The organism is Polaribacter reichenbachii (assembly GCF_001975665.1).
Lineage (GTDB): Bacteria > Bacteroidota > Bacteroidia > Flavobacteriales > Flavobacteriaceae > Polaribacter > Polaribacter reichenbachii.
This window is the reverse complement of the sequence record NZ_CP019419.1, coordinates 3,395,635-3,416,118: the sequence shown is the minus strand read 5'-3', so window position 1 is coordinate 3,416,118 and position 20,484 is coordinate 3,395,635. Positions and strand designations below refer to the sequence as shown.

At 28.7% G+C, this 20,484-nt stretch carries 24 protein-coding genes; 22 read left to right on the top strand and 2 right to left on the bottom strand.

Going from position 1 to position 20,484, the window contains the following annotated elements:
- Positions 1 to 52: 52 nt before the first annotated feature.
- On the bottom strand, positions 53 to 694 hold the full coding sequence (locus tag BW723_RS14565) for a DUF6266 family protein (RefSeq protein ID WP_068358865.1): 642 nt from the start codon (positions 692 to 694) through the stop codon (positions 53 to 55).
- A 647-nt stretch (positions 695 to 1,341) separates the two neighbouring features.
- On the opposite strand from BW723_RS14565, the gene BW723_RS14560 reads away from it, so the two are divergent.
- The 20 genes from BW723_RS14560 to BW723_RS14460 all read left to right on the top strand — a co-directional run bounded on the left by BW723_RS14560 (position 1,342) and on the right by BW723_RS14460 (position 18,819).
- Positions 1,342 to 2,205 (top strand): hypothetical protein, encoded by an 864-nt coding sequence (locus tag BW723_RS14560; RefSeq protein ID WP_068358862.1) that lies wholly within the window; start codon positions 1,342 to 1,344, stop codon positions 2,203 to 2,205.
- Positions 2,206 to 2,365: 160 nt separating this feature from the next.
- Positions 2,366 to 2,764, top strand: coding sequence for a hypothetical protein (locus BW723_RS14555; RefSeq protein ID WP_068358859.1), 399 nt, complete (start codon positions 2,366 to 2,368; stop codon positions 2,762 to 2,764).
- A 21-nt stretch (positions 2,765 to 2,785) separates the two neighbouring features.
- On the top strand, positions 2,786 to 3,061 hold the full coding sequence (locus tag BW723_RS14550; RefSeq protein ID WP_068358856.1) for a hypothetical protein: 276 nt from the start codon (positions 2,786 to 2,788) through the stop codon (positions 3,059 to 3,061).
- 945 nt (positions 3,062 to 4,006) lie between these two features.
- Positions 4,007 to 5,656, top strand: coding sequence for a serine hydrolase domain-containing protein (locus BW723_RS14540; RefSeq protein WP_068358847.1), 1,650 nt, complete (start codon positions 4,007 to 4,009; stop codon positions 5,654 to 5,656).
- 170 nt (positions 5,657 to 5,826) lie between these two features.
- Positions 5,827 to 6,387, top strand: coding sequence for a hypothetical protein (locus BW723_RS14535; RefSeq protein ID WP_068358844.1), 561 nt, complete (start codon positions 5,827 to 5,829; stop codon positions 6,385 to 6,387).
- 183 nt (positions 6,388 to 6,570) lie between these two features.
- Positions 6,571 to 7,464: a hypothetical protein gene (locus BW723_RS14530; protein ID WP_076686412.1), complete on the top strand. Its 894-nt coding sequence runs from the start codon at positions 6,571 to 6,573 to the stop codon at positions 7,462 to 7,464.
- Between the two features lie 17 nt (positions 7,465 to 7,481).
- Complete coding sequence (locus BW723_RS14525) at positions 7,482 to 8,681, top strand: M23 family metallopeptidase (RefSeq protein WP_162274046.1); 1,200 nt, start codon at positions 7,482 to 7,484, stop codon at positions 8,679 to 8,681.
- A 240-nt stretch (positions 8,682 to 8,921) separates the two neighbouring features.
- The gene (locus BW723_RS14520; RefSeq protein ID WP_068358836.1) at positions 8,922 to 9,872 is read left to right on the top strand and encodes an SDR family oxidoreductase; all 951 of its coding nucleotides are present in this window, start codon (positions 8,922 to 8,924) and stop codon (positions 9,870 to 9,872) included.
- 9 nt (positions 9,873 to 9,881) lie between these two features.
- The gene (locus BW723_RS14515) at positions 9,882 to 10,793 is read left to right on the top strand and encodes a helix-turn-helix domain-containing protein (protein ID WP_068358833.1); all 912 of its coding nucleotides are present in this window, start codon (positions 9,882 to 9,884) and stop codon (positions 10,791 to 10,793) included.
- A 1-nt stretch (position 10,794) separates the two neighbouring features.
- Entirely contained in the window at positions 10,795 to 11,310 is a 516-nt protein-coding gene (locus tag BW723_RS14510; protein WP_068358830.1) for a hypothetical protein, read from the top strand.
- Between the two features lie 142 nt (positions 11,311 to 11,452).
- The gene (locus BW723_RS14505) at positions 11,453 to 12,280 is read left to right on the top strand and encodes a hypothetical protein (protein ID WP_068358827.1); all 828 of its coding nucleotides are present in this window, start codon (positions 11,453 to 11,455) and stop codon (positions 12,278 to 12,280) included.
- A gap of 314 nt (positions 12,281 to 12,594) precedes the next feature.
- Positions 12,595 to 13,401: a class D beta-lactamase gene (gene blaOXA, locus BW723_RS14500; protein WP_068358824.1), complete on the top strand. Its 807-nt coding sequence runs from the start codon at positions 12,595 to 12,597 to the stop codon at positions 13,399 to 13,401.
- A gap of 171 nt (positions 13,402 to 13,572) precedes the next feature.
- Entirely contained in the window at positions 13,573 to 14,121 is a 549-nt protein-coding gene (locus BW723_RS14495) for a hypothetical protein (RefSeq protein ID WP_139059082.1), read from the top strand.
- Between the two features lie 34 nt (positions 14,122 to 14,155).
- Complete coding sequence (locus BW723_RS14490) at positions 14,156 to 14,830, top strand: haloacid dehalogenase type II (protein WP_068358817.1); 675 nt, start codon at positions 14,156 to 14,158, stop codon at positions 14,828 to 14,830.
- Between the two features lie 192 nt (positions 14,831 to 15,022).
- Positions 15,023 to 15,481, top strand: a complete 459-nt coding sequence (locus tag BW723_RS14485) for a hypothetical protein (RefSeq protein ID WP_068358814.1) — start codon at positions 15,023 to 15,025, stop codon at positions 15,479 to 15,481.
- A 63-nt stretch (positions 15,482 to 15,544) separates the two neighbouring features.
- Positions 15,545 to 15,964, top strand: a complete 420-nt coding sequence (locus tag BW723_RS14480) for a hypothetical protein (protein WP_139059081.1) — start codon at positions 15,545 to 15,547, stop codon at positions 15,962 to 15,964.
- Between the two features lie 22 nt (positions 15,965 to 15,986).
- Positions 15,987 to 16,403, top strand: a complete 417-nt coding sequence (locus BW723_RS14475) for a hypothetical protein (RefSeq protein ID WP_139059080.1) — start codon at positions 15,987 to 15,989, stop codon at positions 16,401 to 16,403.
- A 22-nt stretch (positions 16,404 to 16,425) separates the two neighbouring features.
- Positions 16,426 to 16,764, top strand: coding sequence for an avidin-fold protein (locus BW723_RS14470; RefSeq protein ID WP_068358804.1), 339 nt, complete (start codon positions 16,426 to 16,428; stop codon positions 16,762 to 16,764).
- Positions 16,765 to 17,046: 282 nt separating this feature from the next.
- Complete coding sequence (locus BW723_RS14465; protein WP_068358801.1) at positions 17,047 to 18,087, top strand: sensor histidine kinase; 1,041 nt, start codon at positions 17,047 to 17,049, stop codon at positions 18,085 to 18,087.
- 3 nt (positions 18,088 to 18,090) lie between these two features.
- Positions 18,091 to 18,819, top strand: coding sequence for a LytR/AlgR family response regulator transcription factor (locus tag BW723_RS14460; protein ID WP_068358798.1), 729 nt, complete (start codon positions 18,091 to 18,093; stop codon positions 18,817 to 18,819).
- Between the two features lie 130 nt (positions 18,820 to 18,949).
- Here BW723_RS14460 and BW723_RS14455 read toward each other — a convergent pair whose 3' ends face one another.
- Positions 18,950 to 19,336, bottom strand: coding sequence for a Fur family transcriptional regulator (locus BW723_RS14455; RefSeq protein ID WP_068358795.1), 387 nt, complete (start codon positions 19,334 to 19,336; stop codon positions 18,950 to 18,952).
- Positions 19,337 to 19,417: 81 nt separating this feature from the next.
- Between BW723_RS14455 and BW723_RS14450 the strand changes: the two genes are divergently transcribed.
- Positions 19,418 to 19,822, top strand: coding sequence for a MerC domain-containing protein (locus BW723_RS14450; protein WP_068358792.1), 405 nt, complete (start codon positions 19,418 to 19,420; stop codon positions 19,820 to 19,822).
- Positions 19,812 to 20,468, top strand: coding sequence for a GTP cyclohydrolase I FolE (gene folE, locus BW723_RS14445; RefSeq protein WP_068358789.1), 657 nt, complete (start codon positions 19,812 to 19,814; stop codon positions 20,466 to 20,468). Before BW723_RS14450 ends, folE begins: the two co-directional genes overlap by 11 nt.
- The last annotated feature ends 16 nt before the right edge of the window (positions 20,469 to 20,484 follow it).

The window sequence follows — 20,484 nt, the reverse complement described above, 5'->3', positions numbered from 1 at the left end:
TAACACGCATATACTTATCCGTTGTTAACATGTATCGTTATGTATTTAAAGTTTACACTACGGTTACTGCACCTAGATAAGTACTAGTGGCTGCAAAATTGGTGTCTGGTTTATAAAAGGATGCCCAAACTTCTACTTCGAACCCTAACATAAATGGAGGTAAAGTAATACTTACAGAGGTTGCATCTCTAGTAGCCAAGTTTGTACCACTATAAAACAAATTTAAATCTGGTGCATACACCACTGCCATTAAAGCATCTGTTGAGGTAGCTTTACCTTGGCCACTGTTGTCTTGCCAATTTAAGTTTAACAAACGCCCTGTAGCAGCAGCTACGGTTGCCCCATCTAAACCCCTTAAATCTCCTTTGCTAATCAGCACCTTTGCATAATCCATGACCATACCTTGTGGGGTACTTACTACTGCATTTTTAAGATGATAGGAGGTAGCCAAGTTAGTTCTTGATTTATCGCCCTGCGGACTCCCAAAATACTGACTTAGAATCTCTACAATAGGGCTCAAGAACGAGATGACGGTTTTAAACTTTAAACGTTGTTCCTCTTGTTTGGTTGTAGGAGTGTATTTACCACGTTGGGGTAAACTACGCATGATGTTTTTCCCTCTCCATCGAGAGCCTACTACGTTACCTACTTTTCCAGAGAATCCACCAAGGATTCCTTTTTCGAATGTTGCCATAATTGAATGGTTTTAAAATTAATATGCTCCAAATCTAAAAGCTATTTTTCTATAAACCAAGCACACGACCCCAACTGACCCTAATTGACCCTAATTGACCCTATCTGACCCCAACTGACCCTATTTGAACCTAATTGACCCTAATTGACCCTAACTGACCCCAACTGACCCTCAATGACCCTATTTTCTTGATTTTAGGGGGTTTTGTTCGAGTCTTGTTCGGGTTTCCTTCGGGTGAGGGTTGGGTGTATTTTTTTAAAATAGATGCTTTTCCGAACAAGACCCGAAGCAAACTGGAGCAAAACTTATAGAAAGGTGGTTTTTTCGTGGCTTTTTTTAACCATTTTATTGATTTTTAAATGAAATTTACAAGGTAACTTAACTATAAAACCAAACTAAACACTAAAAAGGCCTGTAATTACAACTAATTATGCCTTAAAAAACAAACTAGGGAAGTATAGGATAATTTTTACTTACTAATAAAAACTAGCCTGTAAGTTTGACATTAAAAAACTAAAGTTTATATTTATCAAAAAAAAACATATGTAAACACAAATAATAAATTAAATAGTATAGGTATATTCCACTAAAAAAGAGGGATAAACTTATATAAGTTGTGTTTATGAGCTAGTTGTAACTTATTTTAAATGAAGAAATCAGATTTTAACATAAATATTACAAGTCCAAACATTAATTTAAGTTTAGACGAAAATGATATTAAAACACTAGATAATATTTTAAAAGAGTTAGTCAAAAGAGAAAATGATTCAAATCAACAATTAGAATTATTAACTAATACTTCAATGAAATATTTAAGAAGAATAAATGAAGATGAATTAGTAAATTTTCAATTTGATAAAGATTATAAATTAATAAACCCAGAAATAACAAAAAAAGGTTATGATTTCATAAAGTTTGGAGGGTATTCAAAACTATCTTCTAACGGTAGATTAAATCTTAAAAAAATATTCTATGACCCCTGGACAATAGCTATTTTAGGAGGTTTAATTGTTGGATACATATTATTGCAAATTAGTATAAAGAAAGAAAACACAAATATAAATTCTTATAAGTTAATTAAACCATTAATAAGAGTTGAACCTTATAGAGTTACAACAAAAATGGATAGTTTTACAAATATTGACAGTTTAAAAATTGAATTTACTTATCAAGGAACTAAAAGTATTATAAATGAAAATTTTAGAATTGTTAATTATGAATTTTATGACAAACCATATATTCTTAAAGAAGCTCAAGGCTTTGATATGAAACCTAAAATTAATCTTTTAGAAACTTTTATTACAAATCCGATAATAGATTCAGTAAATACCAAAGAATCTGTAATACTTCAGATTAAGCGAAAAATGCTTCTTAGTGGTAGTAGAATTGCATACTTTGAAAAAGAAGATAAAGAAATTTTAGGAGTAATTAAGATTTCGTTTGATTATATGTTTAATGATTCCGTAGTTAAAGATAGTATTTCAACAAATATTTATTTTGAGAAGGAATAAAAACAAGTTACAACACCGTGTATAATTAATTGCTTGGTTTTAGCCAATTTACGAAAGTCCTCGCGGACTTTCTTGGTCGGTAATTATTTACTAAATTAGTTGCTTAAAACACGCAACAAACCATACACAATAACGTTGTACTCCATTTGACGAAATACCTATGAAAAAACACACTATTTATGGAATTAAGTCTTCTGCAAAAGATGAAAAAATAATCGTTCAAAGAGTGAATGATTATTTAAAAACTCTTGATAGAACAATGTCAAAAACGAAAAGTAAATCAATGCTTGAAGCTCGATTACCTTTTGTTTTAAAATACTTTTATTGGAATCTTAATAAAGGAACTGGAACTTGGTTTGAACTTTTTAGAAATGAGGATATTGAAGGAAAATATTATAATAATTCGAATAAAGAATGTGGATGGATTTTAAAGACAAGAATTGACTTAACTCATCCTTGTTACGAAAAGAATAAAACTGAAAACTTTTTATTAGATATTTTAAAATCTATCGAATTTGAAATTATAACTATTAAAGAAAGTGATACAGATTTAGAATAAAAATATCACATAATATTGAAAATGGAAATTACGCATAAAATAAATAATGAGTTCATTTTAATTTGCAAAGAAATTTTAAGGGAAAATCTTGATTTAAAGGAATGGAACTTAATTGAAAGTTGCGACCAATTTCAAACGGAAAATTATTGTGGAGGATTTGAGGGAATTGAGGATGAATTTACTTTTAGTTTTTTTAACAAAAATAGAGAGGAATTTTGGTTTCAAATAACTTTGTCAGATATAGAAAAAGTTGAAAAAGGAATAATTAAAGAAATTGCAATTAGAAAAGCGGAATAAAAAACGGTGTACAACACCGTGTATAATTAATTGTTGGTTTTAGCCAATTTACGAAAGTCCTCGCGGACTTTCTATCTGTGTTTTATTTACTAACTTTAGTGCTTAAAACACGCAACTTTTCATAACACAAATACGTTGGCTTTAATGCGTAAGCAAGTTTACCTGAGAAAAATTGAGAAAAAATAAAAATGATTTATTTTAAAAGAAAAAAAGATTTTATAAAATTTCCAATTGGAATAATTTTAATATTTATCATAGCTTTAAGTCCATTTATAATCGGATATATTGGAGCTACAATAACCAATTTGATAACAAATGAATCTTGTAATGAATCTAATTGTTTTTGGGGAGTTATTCCTTGGTTTTTATTTATCACAATTCCATTAGGAATATTATTATTTATATTTTTTATAGTAATAACAATAATTGACTTAATAAAACTGAAAAAAAACAGTTTACAAACTTAGATTCAAATATTATTAAAAATTTTGAATTTAAACTCTAGTTTAATAAAGCAGAATTACATTAGAAAATGTATAATTTTTTTTGACAGTTAATAGTTTTATCTATTGAAAAACATTTTGTAAAATAAGAAAAAACTATTTATTGAATAATACAATTTAAGTTGTTTAGTTTAAATTAATAATGAAAAAACTGAATTAATTTCTTAATAAAATGAAAGAATTAGAAATATTTTGAGAATAGAAAAAGAAATAAATTTATTTGGAATAAAGCACTAAAAGCTAACACCGTGTATAAAAAATTGCTTAATTTTAGCTTAATCAAATGTTGTTGCTTTTTTGCTCACTTATATTTTTCTACGGAAAATAGCCGTTCACAAAAATCGCAACTTTCAATACACAATCACGTTGGCAATAATAATACCTCACTCAACTGTAATAATGAGAAATTAAAAGAGTCTTTAGAGAAAGAAAAACAAAATTTATGAATAAAAAACAGTTTGGAATACTAATAATATTTTTACTACTAATTCCAAAATTAGCAACTTCTCAAAATATTGATTCAAAGGTAGACAGTCTATACCAACTAACCAGCAATCAACCCGGATTTTCAATAGCTGTATTTAAAGCCAATAAAATTGTACTTGAAAAACAATATGGAATTGCAAATCTTGATTATAACATTCCAATAACTAGCGAAACCGTATTCGACATTGGTTCCATTGCAAAACAATTTACTGCAGCAGCAATTTTGTTATTAGAGAATGAAGGAAAATTATCCATTAAAGAACCTGCTTATAAATACATCAATAACCTTTCTAGGTATAAAAAAGGCGACCCATCAATAGAACAATTATTAAATCAAACAAGCGGTATACCAGAAGTTGACCCATATTTCTATTTGGCAGATTTGTCTTTTAATGACTTACTTACGCAACCCAGAGTTAGCAATATAATTGTTAATTTAAAAGAACTCAACTTTAAACCTGGAGAATATTTTGAATATACAAATGCAAACTACATTTTGCTTGCCAATATTATTGAAAAAGTATCAAAAAAATCTTTTGCAGAATTTTTGCAAGAACATATTTTTACACCATTAAAAATGGAAAACACGATTAAGAAAAATAGAACGTATGACATAATAAAAAATAGAGCCATTGGATATATTGAAGATGAGGAAGCTTATTATAAAATGGATTTACCTGCTACAATCTACAATGGAGATGGTCAAATTTTGACAACACCAAGAGATATGTTTAAATGGCATCAAGGTATTCAAAATGCAACCATTGGTAAACCCGATTTGTGGAAGAAAATGCACACCAAAGCAAAGCTAAATGATGGAACCACAATTAACTATGGATTGGGTGTTGAGTTTGAAACGCATAATGGTTATTCCGCTTTGGGATTTGACGGTATGATTATGGGAGGATTCGTTTCTAAATACTTATATTTTCCAGAATTAGATATTGCCTTTTTTTCCACACAAAACACGTTTGAAGAAGACTTCGAAGAACGATTTTTTCAACTTGTAGATTTATATATTCCAAATAAAAAGCAAGTTAACACTAATCAAGAAATAGAGAATATAATTATTGAACTGCCTATTGATGCCCTTAAAAAATATGAGGGTTCTTACATCTTTTTGGGTAATGAGTATGAAGATATAAAAACTGGAATCATTCAACTAAAAGAAAATCATTTAGTTCTAACGACAAGCGATGGAAAAGAAATAGGAAAATTAGAACCTATTGGTAATCAAAGTTTTTTAATGGACGGAATAATTATGGAATTTGATATTCAAGCCAATAACAAACAATATCGATTTTACGCAAACGAAAGTGAAAAACCTTGGCTATTCAAAGAACTTAAACCTTATAAGCATACTGAATTAGAATTAAAAGAACTTGAAGGCATTTATTTAAACAAGAGTTTGCAAATAGCTAAAGAAATTAAATTTGAAGATGATAAATTGCAATTTTATTATGGAAAAGGAGCGTATAACGTTGAAATTGAAGCATTATCTAAAGACTTATTTAGTATTCCCAATTACTCAATTCAATTCATACGAAATAAGAGCGGAAAGATTATTTCAATGAAAATTATGGGATTAGAATTTGAAAAGATATAATTACTATGGCTAACAATGGCTATAAACAATTGGGGCGAAAGTGATAAAACGAAAGTATAATCATAAAACAAAGGTTGGTGGTAAACTGAAAAGTTAGGGCAACAAATCGCCAACTGTTTATAGCCGAAGCCGTTATAAGTAAGCTAAAAACCAAAATTAGAATCTAAAAGATGAATGAAAAATTAAATTGGAATATTGACAAAACAAAACTGATTGATTATAAATCTGAAAGTTGGTCAAATGATTATTTTATTTCTTCACCAAACAATAAATACGGAATTGTAGTTTACAATATAAACGAATCGAGAATGGGAGCTTATGCTGGTTTAATCGGAATTTACTCAAACTTTAAAAATCCTAAAATTGAACTGAATTCAAGTCAAACTTGGATTTATTTTCAAGACGAAAAAACATTTAGCTTTCTTGAAAAATCTGAATGTATAGTTTGCCGAAAACCTGCGAGTAACTCAAAAAATTTAAAAGATGGATTTCCATTTATTATTATAAATATGAAAAACAGACAATTTGCTTTTTTAGACTTTAATTATACCTCAATTTATTACGGAATTGAAGAAACTGAATTATTTAAAGCAAAATTAATTGAAATTCATCCGAAAGATATAGAATATTTAAATGACAAAAAAAGAACAAATGAAATTATAGATTTAGAAAATTTAAAATGGCTTGAATTCATAGATTTTAATAGAGCGTTAGAAAAATATTATGAATAAAAGCCTACTTACTACACCGGGTATAATTAATGGCTAGTTATAGCCTACTGACGAAAGTCCTCGAGGACTTTCTATCTGTGTATTATTTACTAAATTTAGTGTTTAAACCACGCAACAAACCATATATATGTTAGTAATACTTATAAAAAAATGACGAGATTCATAGGAATAATATTGATTTTAGTGATTTCTGTTTCTTGTAAAAATAAACCTTATAAGAAAAATCAAAATACTAATAGAACGGAATACAAAGAAATAGTTGAAGATAATTATGAATTAAATAAACCTATAAAAAATGCAAACGCAGTCTTAATACTTTTTGGGAATTATGTTGAAAATGCAGAAACTATTGAACGAGAATTTAATATTCTAAAAGATGCAAAAAATAATAACATAGCAATTCTGTATTTAAATTTCAATAAGAAATTTTGGCTTACGGAAAATGATAAAACAGAGTTAACAGAACTTCTTAAAAGAATATTTAAGGAAAATAAGTTGCCAAAAAACAACATTTATATTGGTGGATTTTCAACTGGTGGAAACATATCCTTATTACTTTCTAACCATTTGATAAAAACAGAAAATGAAATCGAACCAAAAGGGGTTTTTATAGTGGATTCGCCTATTGATTTACTTGCTTTTTATGAAAAATGTGAAAGGAATATTGAGAGAAATTTTTCCGAGATTTCGGTTCAAGAAGGAACTTGGATAACAAATCTTTTTAATAACAGTTTAGGTAACCCCAAAAATGGGATTACTAATTTTGAAAAGAATTCGCCATTTACTTCACAAACTAACTTCATTGAAAATATTGCTAATTTAAATAACACTAAATTAAGGTTCTACACAGAGCCTGATATCAATTATTGGAAAATAAACAGACAATTTGAACCTGAAGATTTAAATTCTTTTTCAATAGAAAAATTGAATACAGTTCTACAAAATAGATTTAATAATAAAAAAGTAGAATTGATAAAAACAGAAAATAAAGGCTACCGTGCAAATGGAGAAAGAAACCCGCATTCTTGGTCTATTGTTGATAAGGAAAGTTTAATAAAATGGATGCTAAAAGATTAAATATTAAAATAAAATTTATGAAGTATTTATTACTATTAAGTTATCTCTTAATAATTACAAGTTGCAAAAACATTGGAGAACCAAAAAATGGTACTGAAAAACCTATTAAAGAGATTCCACCTAAACTTAAAGAATCTACTTTTCCGCTTGCAACCAACGTTTCCTTTTTAAGCAATTTAATTAATGCAAATAATAAAAATTATCTCGCATACGAATTAAATATTTTCAATAATTTTAAAACATCTATAGCATTAAAAAAAGTTGAAATATTTGATTTATCATCAACCGAAGTACCTATTGCTACTTTTGATTCTTCCTACATAAATAAGAATCTTGAACGACCTAAATTAAGAGGTGATAATGACTTAAAAATAATTTCTGCAAATCAATTTGGAGTTCTTAATTTGAACCTAAAGTTTAAAGACGTTAAAAATATTCCTGTAAAAATATTTCACAGACTTCATTTTAATATAAATAAAAGTGATGAAGAATCTATAGCATACACTTTTGAATCAACAATTTTAGATATTCCAAATAAAATAAAACTCACATTAGGGCTACCATTTAATAAAAAAGGAAAATGGTTGTATGAAGCAGAAGGACATAAAAACAGTAGATTTTTTTTAAATGGAGCAGTGATATATCCGCAACGTTTTGCTCTTGATTGGATTTTTGTGAACGATGATGGAAAATTTGCAAAAAACAATATTAAACAAAATAAAAACTGGTACAGCTATGGTCTAGAAATAGTGTCTGTTGCTGATGGAGTTGTTGTAGATATAAAAGATAATATCATAGAAAATGAACCACTATCAGAAGAAATGGCTGTGCGTATTACTAGCAAAACAATTTCTGGTAATTATGTAATCATTGATATTGGGAATGACTTATATGCGCTTTATGGGCATTTAATACCGAATAGTCTTAAAGTAAACATAGGAGATAAAATCAAAAAAGGACAAATAATAGGCTTATTGGGCAACAGCGGAAATTCTGACTTACCGCATTTACATTTTCATATAGAATCTAAAAGTAATGTTGCTATGGGTGGAGAAGGAATGCCTTATCATCTTAAAGAATTTATACAATTAAAAAACTATTCTCAAGAAGAAGTGTCGGCATTATTTTACAGCAACCACGTTCCATTAGATTCTTTATGCTCAGTTAAGAAAACTAATGAATTTCCTGTTGGATTTGGATTAGTGGAAATAAAATAACTATTGCCAACACCATACAAAATTAGTTGCTCGCTTTTTGCTCTCTTACAACAATCCTCTGGTATTTTCTTTGTCGGTTTTTATTTGCTAAATTAGTTGCTTAAAACACAGAACGAACCATATAAAAACAAGTTAGCACTCAAACCAAATAGTATACAACATTTGAAAATACGTATAAGGAATTAAGACTATTACTAACCGACCTTTGTCTTATAATTTATTCTAATAAAAAGAGACAAAATGAATACAACTCAATTTGGTAAAAAAGGTTGGACGCCAGACAGAATTGCAAATTTGACAGATAAAACATTTGTAATAACAGGAACTACAAGCGGAACAGGATTTGAAGCAGCAAAAATATTACTATCAAAAGGAGCAAAAGTGGTAATGCTTAATAGGAATCCTAAAAAAGCAGAAGACAGCATCGCAACATTAAAACAAGAATTGGGTAAAGACATTGAAGTAACTAACATTCAAATGGACTTATCCAAACAAACCTCTGTAAAAAAAGCAGCAGAAGAAGTTATAAAAACAGTTCCTCAAATTGATGCACTTATTTGCAATGCAGCAATTGCACAAGTACCTAAACAAACGCTAACTGTTGACGGTTGGGAAAGTCAAATGGGAACAAATTATTATGGAAATTGGACATTGCAAGCTTTATTGTTCCCACTTATTGAGAAATCCAAAGGACGAATTGTAACGGTAGGAAGTTTGGGATATGATATGGGAATTAAAACCATCAAATTTGACGATTTGAATTGGAATAAAGATTACACACCTAATAACGCTTATAGTCAAAGCAAATTAGCTCAAATTATGTCTGTCTATGAACTACAAGATCGATTAAAAAAAGTAGATAAATCAGATGTTAAAGCTTACGCTTGTCATCCTGGTTCTTCAAGAACCAACTTGATAAATACTAGTGGTAGTTTTATGATGAAATTCATCTTTAATCTAATGAAATTGTCGCCATTAACACAATCGGCTGAAAAAGGTGCTTATCCGCAATTGATGTGTGCTACAGAACCTAATTTAGACCAAAGTAGTTTTTATGGTCCAACGGGAAGAAATAATTGGACTGGTCCCGTTGGAGCACATAAATTAGAATCACACGCAAAAGATAAAAGAGTAGCAAAACGGCTATGGGAACTTTCGGAAAAAGAAACAGGTATAAAATGGAATTTCTAAATTTGTATTATGGAGCACTTTAAAACATTATCGACTTATCTAGATTATTTAGAACTACCGAGACCAGAACACCCTATGTTGAGTGTTTTCAACTCAAAAGGCGATGGTTATTTACCTTGTCCAAGAGAAAGTTCGCCACCAATTACAAACGATTGCTATTCCATTAGCTTAAAGAAATTTGTAAAAGGCGACTTAAACTACGGACGAACAAAATATGATTTTACCAATGGAGCTTTAATTTTCATTGCACCAAGGCAAATTCTACAATGGGATAGTAGCGTGGTTTTTGAGCGAAAAGGCTTTTCAATAAACTTCCACGAAGATTTTTTGAAAGGAACAGAATTAGCACAACAAATAAAAAAATATGGTTTCTTTTCCTATTCAGTAAATGAAGCATTACATCTTTCGCCAAAAGAAGAAAAGCAAATAGAATCGATAGTTGAAAATATTGAAATAGAATACCAGAACAACCAAGATGCCTTTAGCAAAGAAATTATCATTTCTCAATTAAGTACGCTTTTTAAGTATGCCAATCGATTTTATGAAAGACAGTTTTTGAATAGAAAAGAATTATCAAATAACTTGTTGGAGCGATTTAATCTACAATTATCTGAATATTTTGAATTAGGAGTACTACAAGAAAAAGGGATTCCAAACATAGAACAAATAGCTCATAAAATGTCTGTTTCGCAACGCTATTTAAGTGATACACTAAAAAAAGAAACAGGAAAAACGACTACCGAACATTTACACTTGCGTTTAATTGATGAAGCAAAGAATATTTTATTGAAACCGAACAAAAGTATTTCGGAAGTAGCATACGAGTTGGGATTTGAATATCCGCAATATTTCTCACGACTATTTAAAAAGAAAGAAGGTGTAAGCCCAACAGAATACAGAGAAAAATATAAACTAAACTAAAATGGAACTATTAAAATTAGCCACAGAATGGGCAAAAGCTGAAGTATTCTCAACACGTTTTTTCATCTTATTTGCGATTGGATTTTTAGTTGCAAGTATTGGATTTTGGCAATTAGGAAAAACAGATTTAGCCAGAGCATACATAATTCCGACTTTAGTTGCAGGCATCTTACTTTTGATAATTGGTAGCGGCCTTAACTACACCAACATACAAAGAGTTAAACAGTTTGAAAAAGACTTTAACACTGATACAGCTACTTTTTACCAATCCGAAATAGAACGTTCTGAAAGTACATTAAAGGAATATACAGTTGTATTTAAAGTAATTCCAATTTTAATTATAGTAGCAACATTATTAATTCTGTTTGTTAATACACCAACTTGGAGAGCAATTAGCATTACAACTATTGCAATGTTAACAGTTATCTTATTAGTTGATGGAACAGCTTACTCAAGAATTAAAGCATATCATAAAGAGTTGAAAATGTTATATTTAGAAAATGAAATTAGAAAATAATTACACACAACAATGCTTATAATTTATTGCTGTCATTTTGCCTACTTACGGGTAGGTACTTTTTAGTAAATTAGATGTTTAAACACGCAACAAACTATTTAGTAGTATTTTAGTAACAATTATTTACATCAAAATTAAATAAATGAAAAGAATCACATTACTATTAATAGTATCAGTAATATTTTTATCCTGTAACAACATAAAAAAACCAGCGGTTTCTACTGAAATTATTGTTATGGGAACTCAGCACAAAGCTGTTCCTAATTTTAATTCGGAAATTCTTTTTAATATTTTAGAAGAAGTAAAACCTGATTTAATACTACTAGAATTAGATTCCATTAAATTCACTCCAGATTTTAAATTAAAAGAAGTAATGGAAAATGAACTTATTGCTTCTGATAAATATCAAGCAAAATACCCAGAGACAAAATTAAGACCATTTGAGTTTGAAGGTAGAAATCAATATCGAATTGATAATGGAATGCGACCTACTGACAAATTAACATTAAAATTAGTGGACAGTTTGTATAATGAAAATTTACTAACAACAACTGAAGCTGAAATTTTTAAAACTTACAAAGAAGCTTTAGAACCATTAAAAGTAATTGCTGCAAAAAGTCCTGAAAATTGGAATAATTCCATAGCAGATAGTTTATGCGAAAAACGTCAATTTTACCAGTATCAAATGATTCCAAAAATAACCAATACTAGAAAGGAATTTTCTTCTAGATTTTTAATAAAACCAAATGGTGAAAAAATAAGTTACAGAAATGGATATCAACTTTGGGCAGATTTTTGGGATTTAAGAAACCAAACAATGGCGAAAAATATCATGACAATTTCAGAACAAAATAAAGGCAAAAAAATTGTTGTTTTATGCGGATTTATGCATAGATATTATATTTTAAAGGAATTAAAAAGATTAACTAAAGACAAAAATATTGTGCTAAAAGAGTTTTATGAAAAATAAAAACTATTGCTAACAACGTGTAAAATTAATGGTTAGTTTTAGACTACTTGTAAAAGTGCTTTCAGACTTTCTGTCTGTGTTTTATTTTACTTGTATCAATCCTGAAACAAATAAAATAGTTGAAGTCTTAGGTGGTCGATTTGATATTAAATACGATAACTGGTTTTAAAAAGAGTTACACCAACAACATAAAAATAGAATTACTATTTTGTGCTAAACCAAAGTTAGTTATTTAGTTTATTTTTGTTTTCTTCAGAAAGTTTTAGAATACAAAACCCCGTAACTTCTTATATACATAAAACGTTGGCAACACTATGAAAAAGACAATAGTAAACATTATTTTAATAGTAAGTATTTTAGTTTCTTGTAATGAAAAAAGCAAGACAAAAGAAATACTTGTACCTGAATTTCAATCAATTATGAATTCAAGTAATGTTAATGGTTCTATTCTAATTTATGATTTACAAAAAGATTTATTCTATTCAAATAACTTTGATTGGGCTAAAATAGGGCAATTACCTGCATCTACATTTAAAATTCCGAATTCTATAATTGCTTTAGAAACTAAGGTTGTAAAAAATGATAGCACATTATTTAAATGGAATGGAGAAAAAAGAGCATATAAAATTTGGGAACAAGATTTAATATTAAGAGATGCTTTTCAGTATTCTTGTGTACCTTGTTATCAAGAAATTGCGAATAAAATTGGTGAAAAAAGAATGAATGAATATCTCGAAAAACTACAATTTGGAGATATGAATGTTACCTCGAAAAATTTAGATGTATTTTGGTTAGAAGGAGCATCAAAAATCAATCAATTTCAACAAATAGACTTTTTAAAACGTCTTGTTAATTCAGAGTTGAAAATTTCTAAAACAACTGAAGAAGTGCTTAGAAAAATATCTTTTATTGAAAAAAACGAAAGGTATAAATTATATGGAAAAACGGGTTTATCAATTAGAAATGGAAATAATAACGGATGGTTTGTAGGCTATATTAAAATGAAGAATAAAACTTATTTTTTTGCTACTAATATTGAACCAAATGAGAATACCAATAAAAAATTATTCCCGAAATTAAGAAAAGAAATCACGATTAAGGCGTTAGATTATATGAAATAACTAATGTTGTGCAACATTCTACAAAATTTATTGCCTGTTCTTGTCTAGATTCTAAAATTCTCGCTGATTGTATATTCGGTTTTATTTGCTAAATTCACTGTTTAAACAAAAAAACTATTTTAAAAACCTAAGGTGTAGCATAGAGGTATTAAAAACTAAAATAAATTTTAAATGACTTACAGAATCTCTTTTCTAATAGGATTAATTTTCTTTCTTATAGGTCAAATAATTTTGTCTAAAGGCAATGATTTTGTGTATGCCCAAGAACCTATTGATTTTGCACATTGGTTTTTGTTAGTAGGCGTAGTTTTATTAATTCCTCAAGTAGTTTCTTTTCCTAAAAAAATATACAATCTGTTTGGTATTCCTTTAACACTAATTGGTATTGTTTGTATAATAGGAATGTGTGTGTTAGACTTTATTTGGTGGAGTTTTCCTACTGATGAAATGCGTTCAGATTTTACAAAGCACATATCTCAAGTACCCTCTATCTGGAAAACGTTTATGACAATAGGACCAAGTTCTAAAATATTTAACCTTGGCTTATTAATTTTAAGCCTAAACTATTTAAAAATAGAAAAAGTAGGGATTGTTTTTATTTTAGTAGCCAATCTTATTTTGTGGCATATTATTCCATTACCTTTTCGATTGATTTTTGGTTATGCTTTAACCTTAATCGGTTTTAGTTTAATTTTTATAAAGAGTGCTAAAAAAGTGTAGCGTAAATTAAACCAGGTTATAAAACAAAATAAAGATGATAAAAGCTGTATTTTTTGATATGAATGAAACTTTATTGAATCTGAGTTTACTGCAAGCACAATTCGATAAACATTTTAATGACAAATATGTTTTAAAATATTGGTTCACAAAATTATTATACAGTTCAAGCATTATGGGAATAATGGGAGAGTATCGTAATTTTGGAGAATTAGCAGATATAGCTTTAGAAAATCTTTTCTTTGAAAACAATAAACCCTTAACTGCTAAGACAAAATCACAAATACTTGGCGAATTCAAAAGGTTACCTGCTTATGATGATGTGCTGCCTGCGTTAAATCTTCTTAAAAAAGAAAACATACGTGTAGTTGCAGTTTCAAACTCTTCTTTAGAAATGATGAAAGAACAATTGACAAATTCAGGAATTATTGATAAAATTGATTCGTATTACTCAGTTGATAGCATTAAAAAATATAAACCTTTTAAAGATATTTATCAATCATCAGCAAAAGAAGAAGGATTAGAATTACAAGATATCATAATGATTGCAACTCACGATTGGGATTTATTTGGTGCAAAAAAAGCAGGACTTAAAACTGCATATATTCAAAGGAAAGAAGAAATTTATCATCCTTATTACTTACAACCAGATTTTAAAGATGCTAATTTACAAGATTTAGTTTTACAGATTATTGAATCTGAAAATAATTGATTTAGATAAATTAATAAGTAAAAATATAAATTAACTTAAAAAAATGAATATGGAATTAAAAGAATGTCTTGAGTTTTGTAAAATTTGTAAAAATAGGCACGTGGATTTTAAAACAGGATTAGTTTGCTAGCTCTAAACTTGTAAAGAATAGAACAGTATTTTATTAATTAACTTTAGTACATAATTTTATCAATGGAAATAATAATAACAAAGGGTAAAAACAGAAGTACGCTATCTTGTATCAGAAAAGACGGCAGTAACACTAGTCAGAATCTTGGGCCAGATTTTCCTAATCACGATATTGCGCATTTCATTGTAGAGAAAGAGTTTAAACTAGAAAATGGATTTTATGGTAAAATAAAATCAGGAAAAACAATAGCTGAATTGTCTGATAAAGAAACCATCAAAACATTAGGTGCAGAAACTTGGCTATCAGAAATAATGGCTAGAAATCTTCAAGCTGTTGGTTCTGGGGCTGTAAATATTGATGAATATATTGAGATTGTTCATTGGGAAGCTAAAAGTATAAACGGAATTAAAGTTCCAGCAATGCATCTATCAGACATAAAAAATATGAAGCAAGATTTTGATCAACTTTGTAAAGATTGGAATGCGATGGCTGAAAACGACCAATTAAGATTAAATTTCTGATTAACAATATTTACACGCAACCCTTATAGATAATTTGCATCTATAACATAAAGAATCAAACCTATGAAATACAAATCTTATTTAATCTGCTCTCTAATATTCTTTATGGCTTGTAATCCATCTGATGAGCCAATTTCTGTGAACGAAACTTTAATAGCAGGAAAATGGGTGCAAACCGAAGCTTATATTAGTGCTGGTGGCCCTCAATATTGGGTAGATGTCGAAAATGGTAATGAAATTATTTTCTCAGAAAACAAAGCATTTACATCGAATAGATTTGCAGAATGTACTGAGGGTAATTTTTCTATAAATGAAGATGAATTACTTTTGGATTATAATTGTGCTGAAATCAGTGCAGAATTCGAAAACGAACAAGGTTTTATTAGCTATAATTTAGAATTTTACGGCAATTACTTTATTCTTACACCTACCAGTGGCCCCATTTGTATAGAAGGGTGCAGCTATAAATATCAAAAAGAATAAAACTATCAAATAAAAAAAGCAAATGAAACGTATATTTATCCTTATTTTTAGTCTGATGCTTTTCTGTTGTAAAAACTCAGATACTATTATTACTGAACCAATAGCGTTTACAGAATTTTACATTAATAATCAAACAGATACAAACCTTAGTTTAGAGATTGTAGTGAATGATGGTTATACAAACGGACAAGAAAATGAAAGTGTATTATTAAATAGTAAAGAATCAGAAATTTTTTATGATTTAGTAGATATGTCATATTTTAGACCAGAAGAAGTTTTAAAAGAATTAAAGTTTTATGCTACTGATGTAAACTCAACAACTCCCATCTTAACACTCTCAACAATAACAAATACAGATTGGGAAATGATAAATAATGCAAATACACCAGATAATTCTCTGCGCTTTGAACTAACAATCACAAACGATGATTTAAATTAGAATAACCTTAAAAAAAGTAACATTGAACTTAGACCAAAAGAAATTTGTAACCTCAGAAAATAAAAACGGATTATCTTCGGATGAAACTTACTTTCAGTATTTTCAAGAAGGGACAACAATAACAGGAAAATACAAAGGAGGTTCTATTGTAAAAGGCCTAATCATTGGTAAACAAATTGAAGATACCAACAAAATAGAACTCTTGTATCAATGTTTAACTACGAATGGTGAATTAAAAGCAGGGAAATCAAAAGGGATCATTGAAAAATTACCCAATGGAAAACTAAAATTAAAATTCGATTGGAATTGGCTAAATGGTGATTTATCTGGAGGGAAATCAGAATATATAGAGATTGATTAGAATCTAATTTTCTTAAACTGTCTTCAGTACAGATCATAAATATAAAAACTATTCTAAATTTTTATATCAATCTTTCCCAATTACCATCTATAAAATATCCTTATTGGTATACTAAATCATTATAAACGTCTATTCTTTACAGCAAAAAAAAGGATTTGTTTTATATTTATACTATGAATTAAAATTTTGTCTATTCAAGTAGATTTTACAATAGAAAAAGTAGAATTGATTTCAAGATAAAATAATAGACATCATTTTAATAAACCATCAGTATAAAACAATATGATTAAAAATAAAAACATCACATTACTCTCGCACATACTGGTTTGGTTTGTGCTTTTTAGTATGCCTTATTTGTTGTCTTATGGGCAAGAACAAGAATTAGATAGAGTCATTATCCATTTCTGGATTCCATTACTACTTTCTTCAATTCTGTTTTACCTAAATTATTTTTTATTGATTGATAAATACTTGTTTACTAAAAAAACAGTTTGGTTTGTACTTATAAACATCATATTTATTGTTTTTTTTATTTACATAAAAGAGAGTATAGAAGATGTTTTTTTTCAGAATATTACCAGAAACAGACCCTCTAGTAACAAGAATAGTACAGGTCCGCCTTTTAAAATGTTTATTTACATTCAAATGGTTTCTTATATGGCACCTTTGCTATTTTCTATCGTTGTAAAAACTACCAAACGTTGGGTAAAAACAGAGGCAGAGCGTAAGGAAGCTATCAATTTTAAATTACAATCGGAGTTACAACATTTACATTATCAATTACAACCACATTTCTTTTTTAATTCTTTGAATAATATTTATGCAATGGTAGATCTTTCGCCAGAGCAAGCAAAAAAATCGATTCATAGTTTAAGCAAGTTAATGCGTTATATGTTGTACGAAACCAATGAGGAATCCATTTCATTAACCAAAGAAATAGATTTTATGAAAAAGTATATTGAGTTGATGAAACTGCGTGTATCAGATAAAACAACTATCGATTACAGTTTTCCTAAAACAGAAACAAGCATACAAATAGCACCTTTATTGTTTATTTCATTAATCGAAAATGCTTTTAAACACGGTGTAGCTGCTAGCAAACCAAGTAGCATAAATATGAATATGACTTGCACCAATAAAACCGTTTTATTCACCATAGAGAATACAAACTTCCCTAAAAAATCGAATGATAAAAGTGGTTCAGGAATTGGTCTTCAGAATTTAGAAAAACGTTTACAATTGTTATATCCTGATAAATATATCTTCCAGACAGAAGTAATTTTGAATCGTTTTGTAGTAAATTTAGAAATAGAAACTATATAAAAAATGAGCAATCTAAAAATATCTTGTATTGTTGTAGATGATGAACCTATGGCATTAAATCTAGTAGAAAGTTATGTTGAAAAAACGCCTTTTTTATCTCTTAAAAAGAAGTGTACTAGTGCTATAGAAGCGTTACAATTTATACAACAAGAACCTGTAGATTTATTGTTTTTAGACATACAAATGCCAGATTTAACGGGTATTGAATTCTCTAAAATGTTACCTAAAGAAACACGGGTAATTTTTACCACTGCTTTTGATGAATATGCACTAGAAGGTTTTAAAGTAGAAGCTTTAGATTACTTGTTAAAGCCTTTTGATTATGCTGAGTTTTTAGCAGCAGCGAATAAAGCAAACACTTGGTTTGAGTTGGTAAAAGGCAAAAAACAACCTGTTGTATCCGAAGAAAAAGAGTTTCTTTTTGTAAAATCAGAATACAAACAACTTCGTATTAAATTGGCTGATGTTTTATATTTTGAGGGATTAAAAGATTACATAAAAATATGGTTAAAAGACAACCCAAAAGCCATTTTAACCTTAATGAGCTTAAAGACTTTAGAACAAGAATTGCCAAGTACTCAATTTATGCGTGTACATCGTTCTTTTATCGTTTCTTTAAAAAATATTGAAGTCATTGAACGTAGTCAAATCATTATTAACAAACAGCGAATTACAGTTTCTGAGCAATACAAACCAAAGTTTTTAGAGTTTATCAATAAGAATTCTTTTTAAAAATTAACAACATAAATAGGATATGTCATTAATTTATAAATAACCATATTATTATTATCTTTTAAAGACATCAGTTAGTAAATGAATTGTTATTTACAAAGTAAGTCCATTTACTTAACGTATTTTATCCTTAAATAGCATCAACACAAGACTCACATTTACCCTGAATTAATAATTGAGTAACTTCAATCTGTCTACTTGGTATTTTGGGCAAGGTAACATTAGTAGGTATACAATCTACTTTACCACAATCTAAACACTGAAAATGAGGATGCACATCTTTATGCTCTGTAGAAGAGCATCCTGTGCATTTTGCATACCATTTAATTCCGTCTTTTCCTAAAAAGGAATGCAGCAGACCATCATCTTCTAACTTATCTAAAATCCTGTAAATCGTAGTTTTATTAAACTGTGTTTTTAATTGTGTTATTAATTGCTTAGCAGAAATTGCAGAATCACTATTTCTAAACTCGCTCATTAACACTTCTACCGCCTTTGTTTTTCTGATGACTCCCATATAACAAATATAACGCAACTTAGTTGTAATAACAAATATTATTATTAGATTTGCAACTCAGTTGTATTAATAAGATTTTAAATGATATTATCAAATCAAAAAGCAGATAGTATTGGTGCTATATCCAGTACACTTTGTCTAATTCATTGTGTGGCAACACCTTTTATTTTTTTAGCACAAAGTAGTTTATTCAATTTTGGCAATGAGGCTCCTTTTTGGTGGAAGTTCTTCGACTATTTTTTCTTAGTAGTTTCTTTTATTGCAGTTTATCGTTCTACGCAAACCACAAGTAAAAACTGGATTAAACCTGCACTTTGGCTAAGCTGGTTCATCCTTTTTATCGTTATTATAAACGAAAAATTAGAGATATTTCCTATACCAGAAAGTTTTATCTACTTACCAACTATTTCGTTAATAGCATTACACTTATACAATAGAAAATATTGCCAATGTAACACAGATAAATGTTGTACTCATGAAGGATAAAGAACAAATTATAATAGAGGGTGATGCTCATTTTTCAACAAGTATCAAAACACCTTTGCGTGCAGATGCTTTTGATAAATCTGATGATGAAAAAATTAAAAATATTCAGCATCATTTTAAAATGATTATGGAAGAAATAGGGCTAGATTTAACAGATGATAGCTTATCTGGTACACCTTATCGTGTTGCAAAAATGTATGTAAAAGAGTTGTTTTATGGTTTAAATCCGGTTAATAAACCAAAGCTTTCTACTTTCGATAATAAATACAGTTATCAAAAAATGTTGGTTGAGCAAAACATCAATATAGATTCTGCTTGCGAGCATCATTTTTTACCAATTGTTGGGCAGGCACACGTAGCGTATATCCCAAAAGACAAGGTAATTGGTTTGTCTAAAATTAATCGTTTGGTAGATTATTATGCACGTCGTCCTCAGGTACAAGAAAGATTGGTATTGCAAATCTTAAACGATTTACAAATGGTTTTAGATACGCAAGATGTAATTGTAATGGTTACTGCTAAACATTTGTGTGTATCTTCTAGAGGCATAAAAGACCAAAGTAGTTTTACAACCACTTTAGAGTATGGAGGCTGTTTTTCTGAAACCGAAATAAGAAATGAATTCTTAAAAATAGTGAGCGATTAAAAAGTATAAATCATCA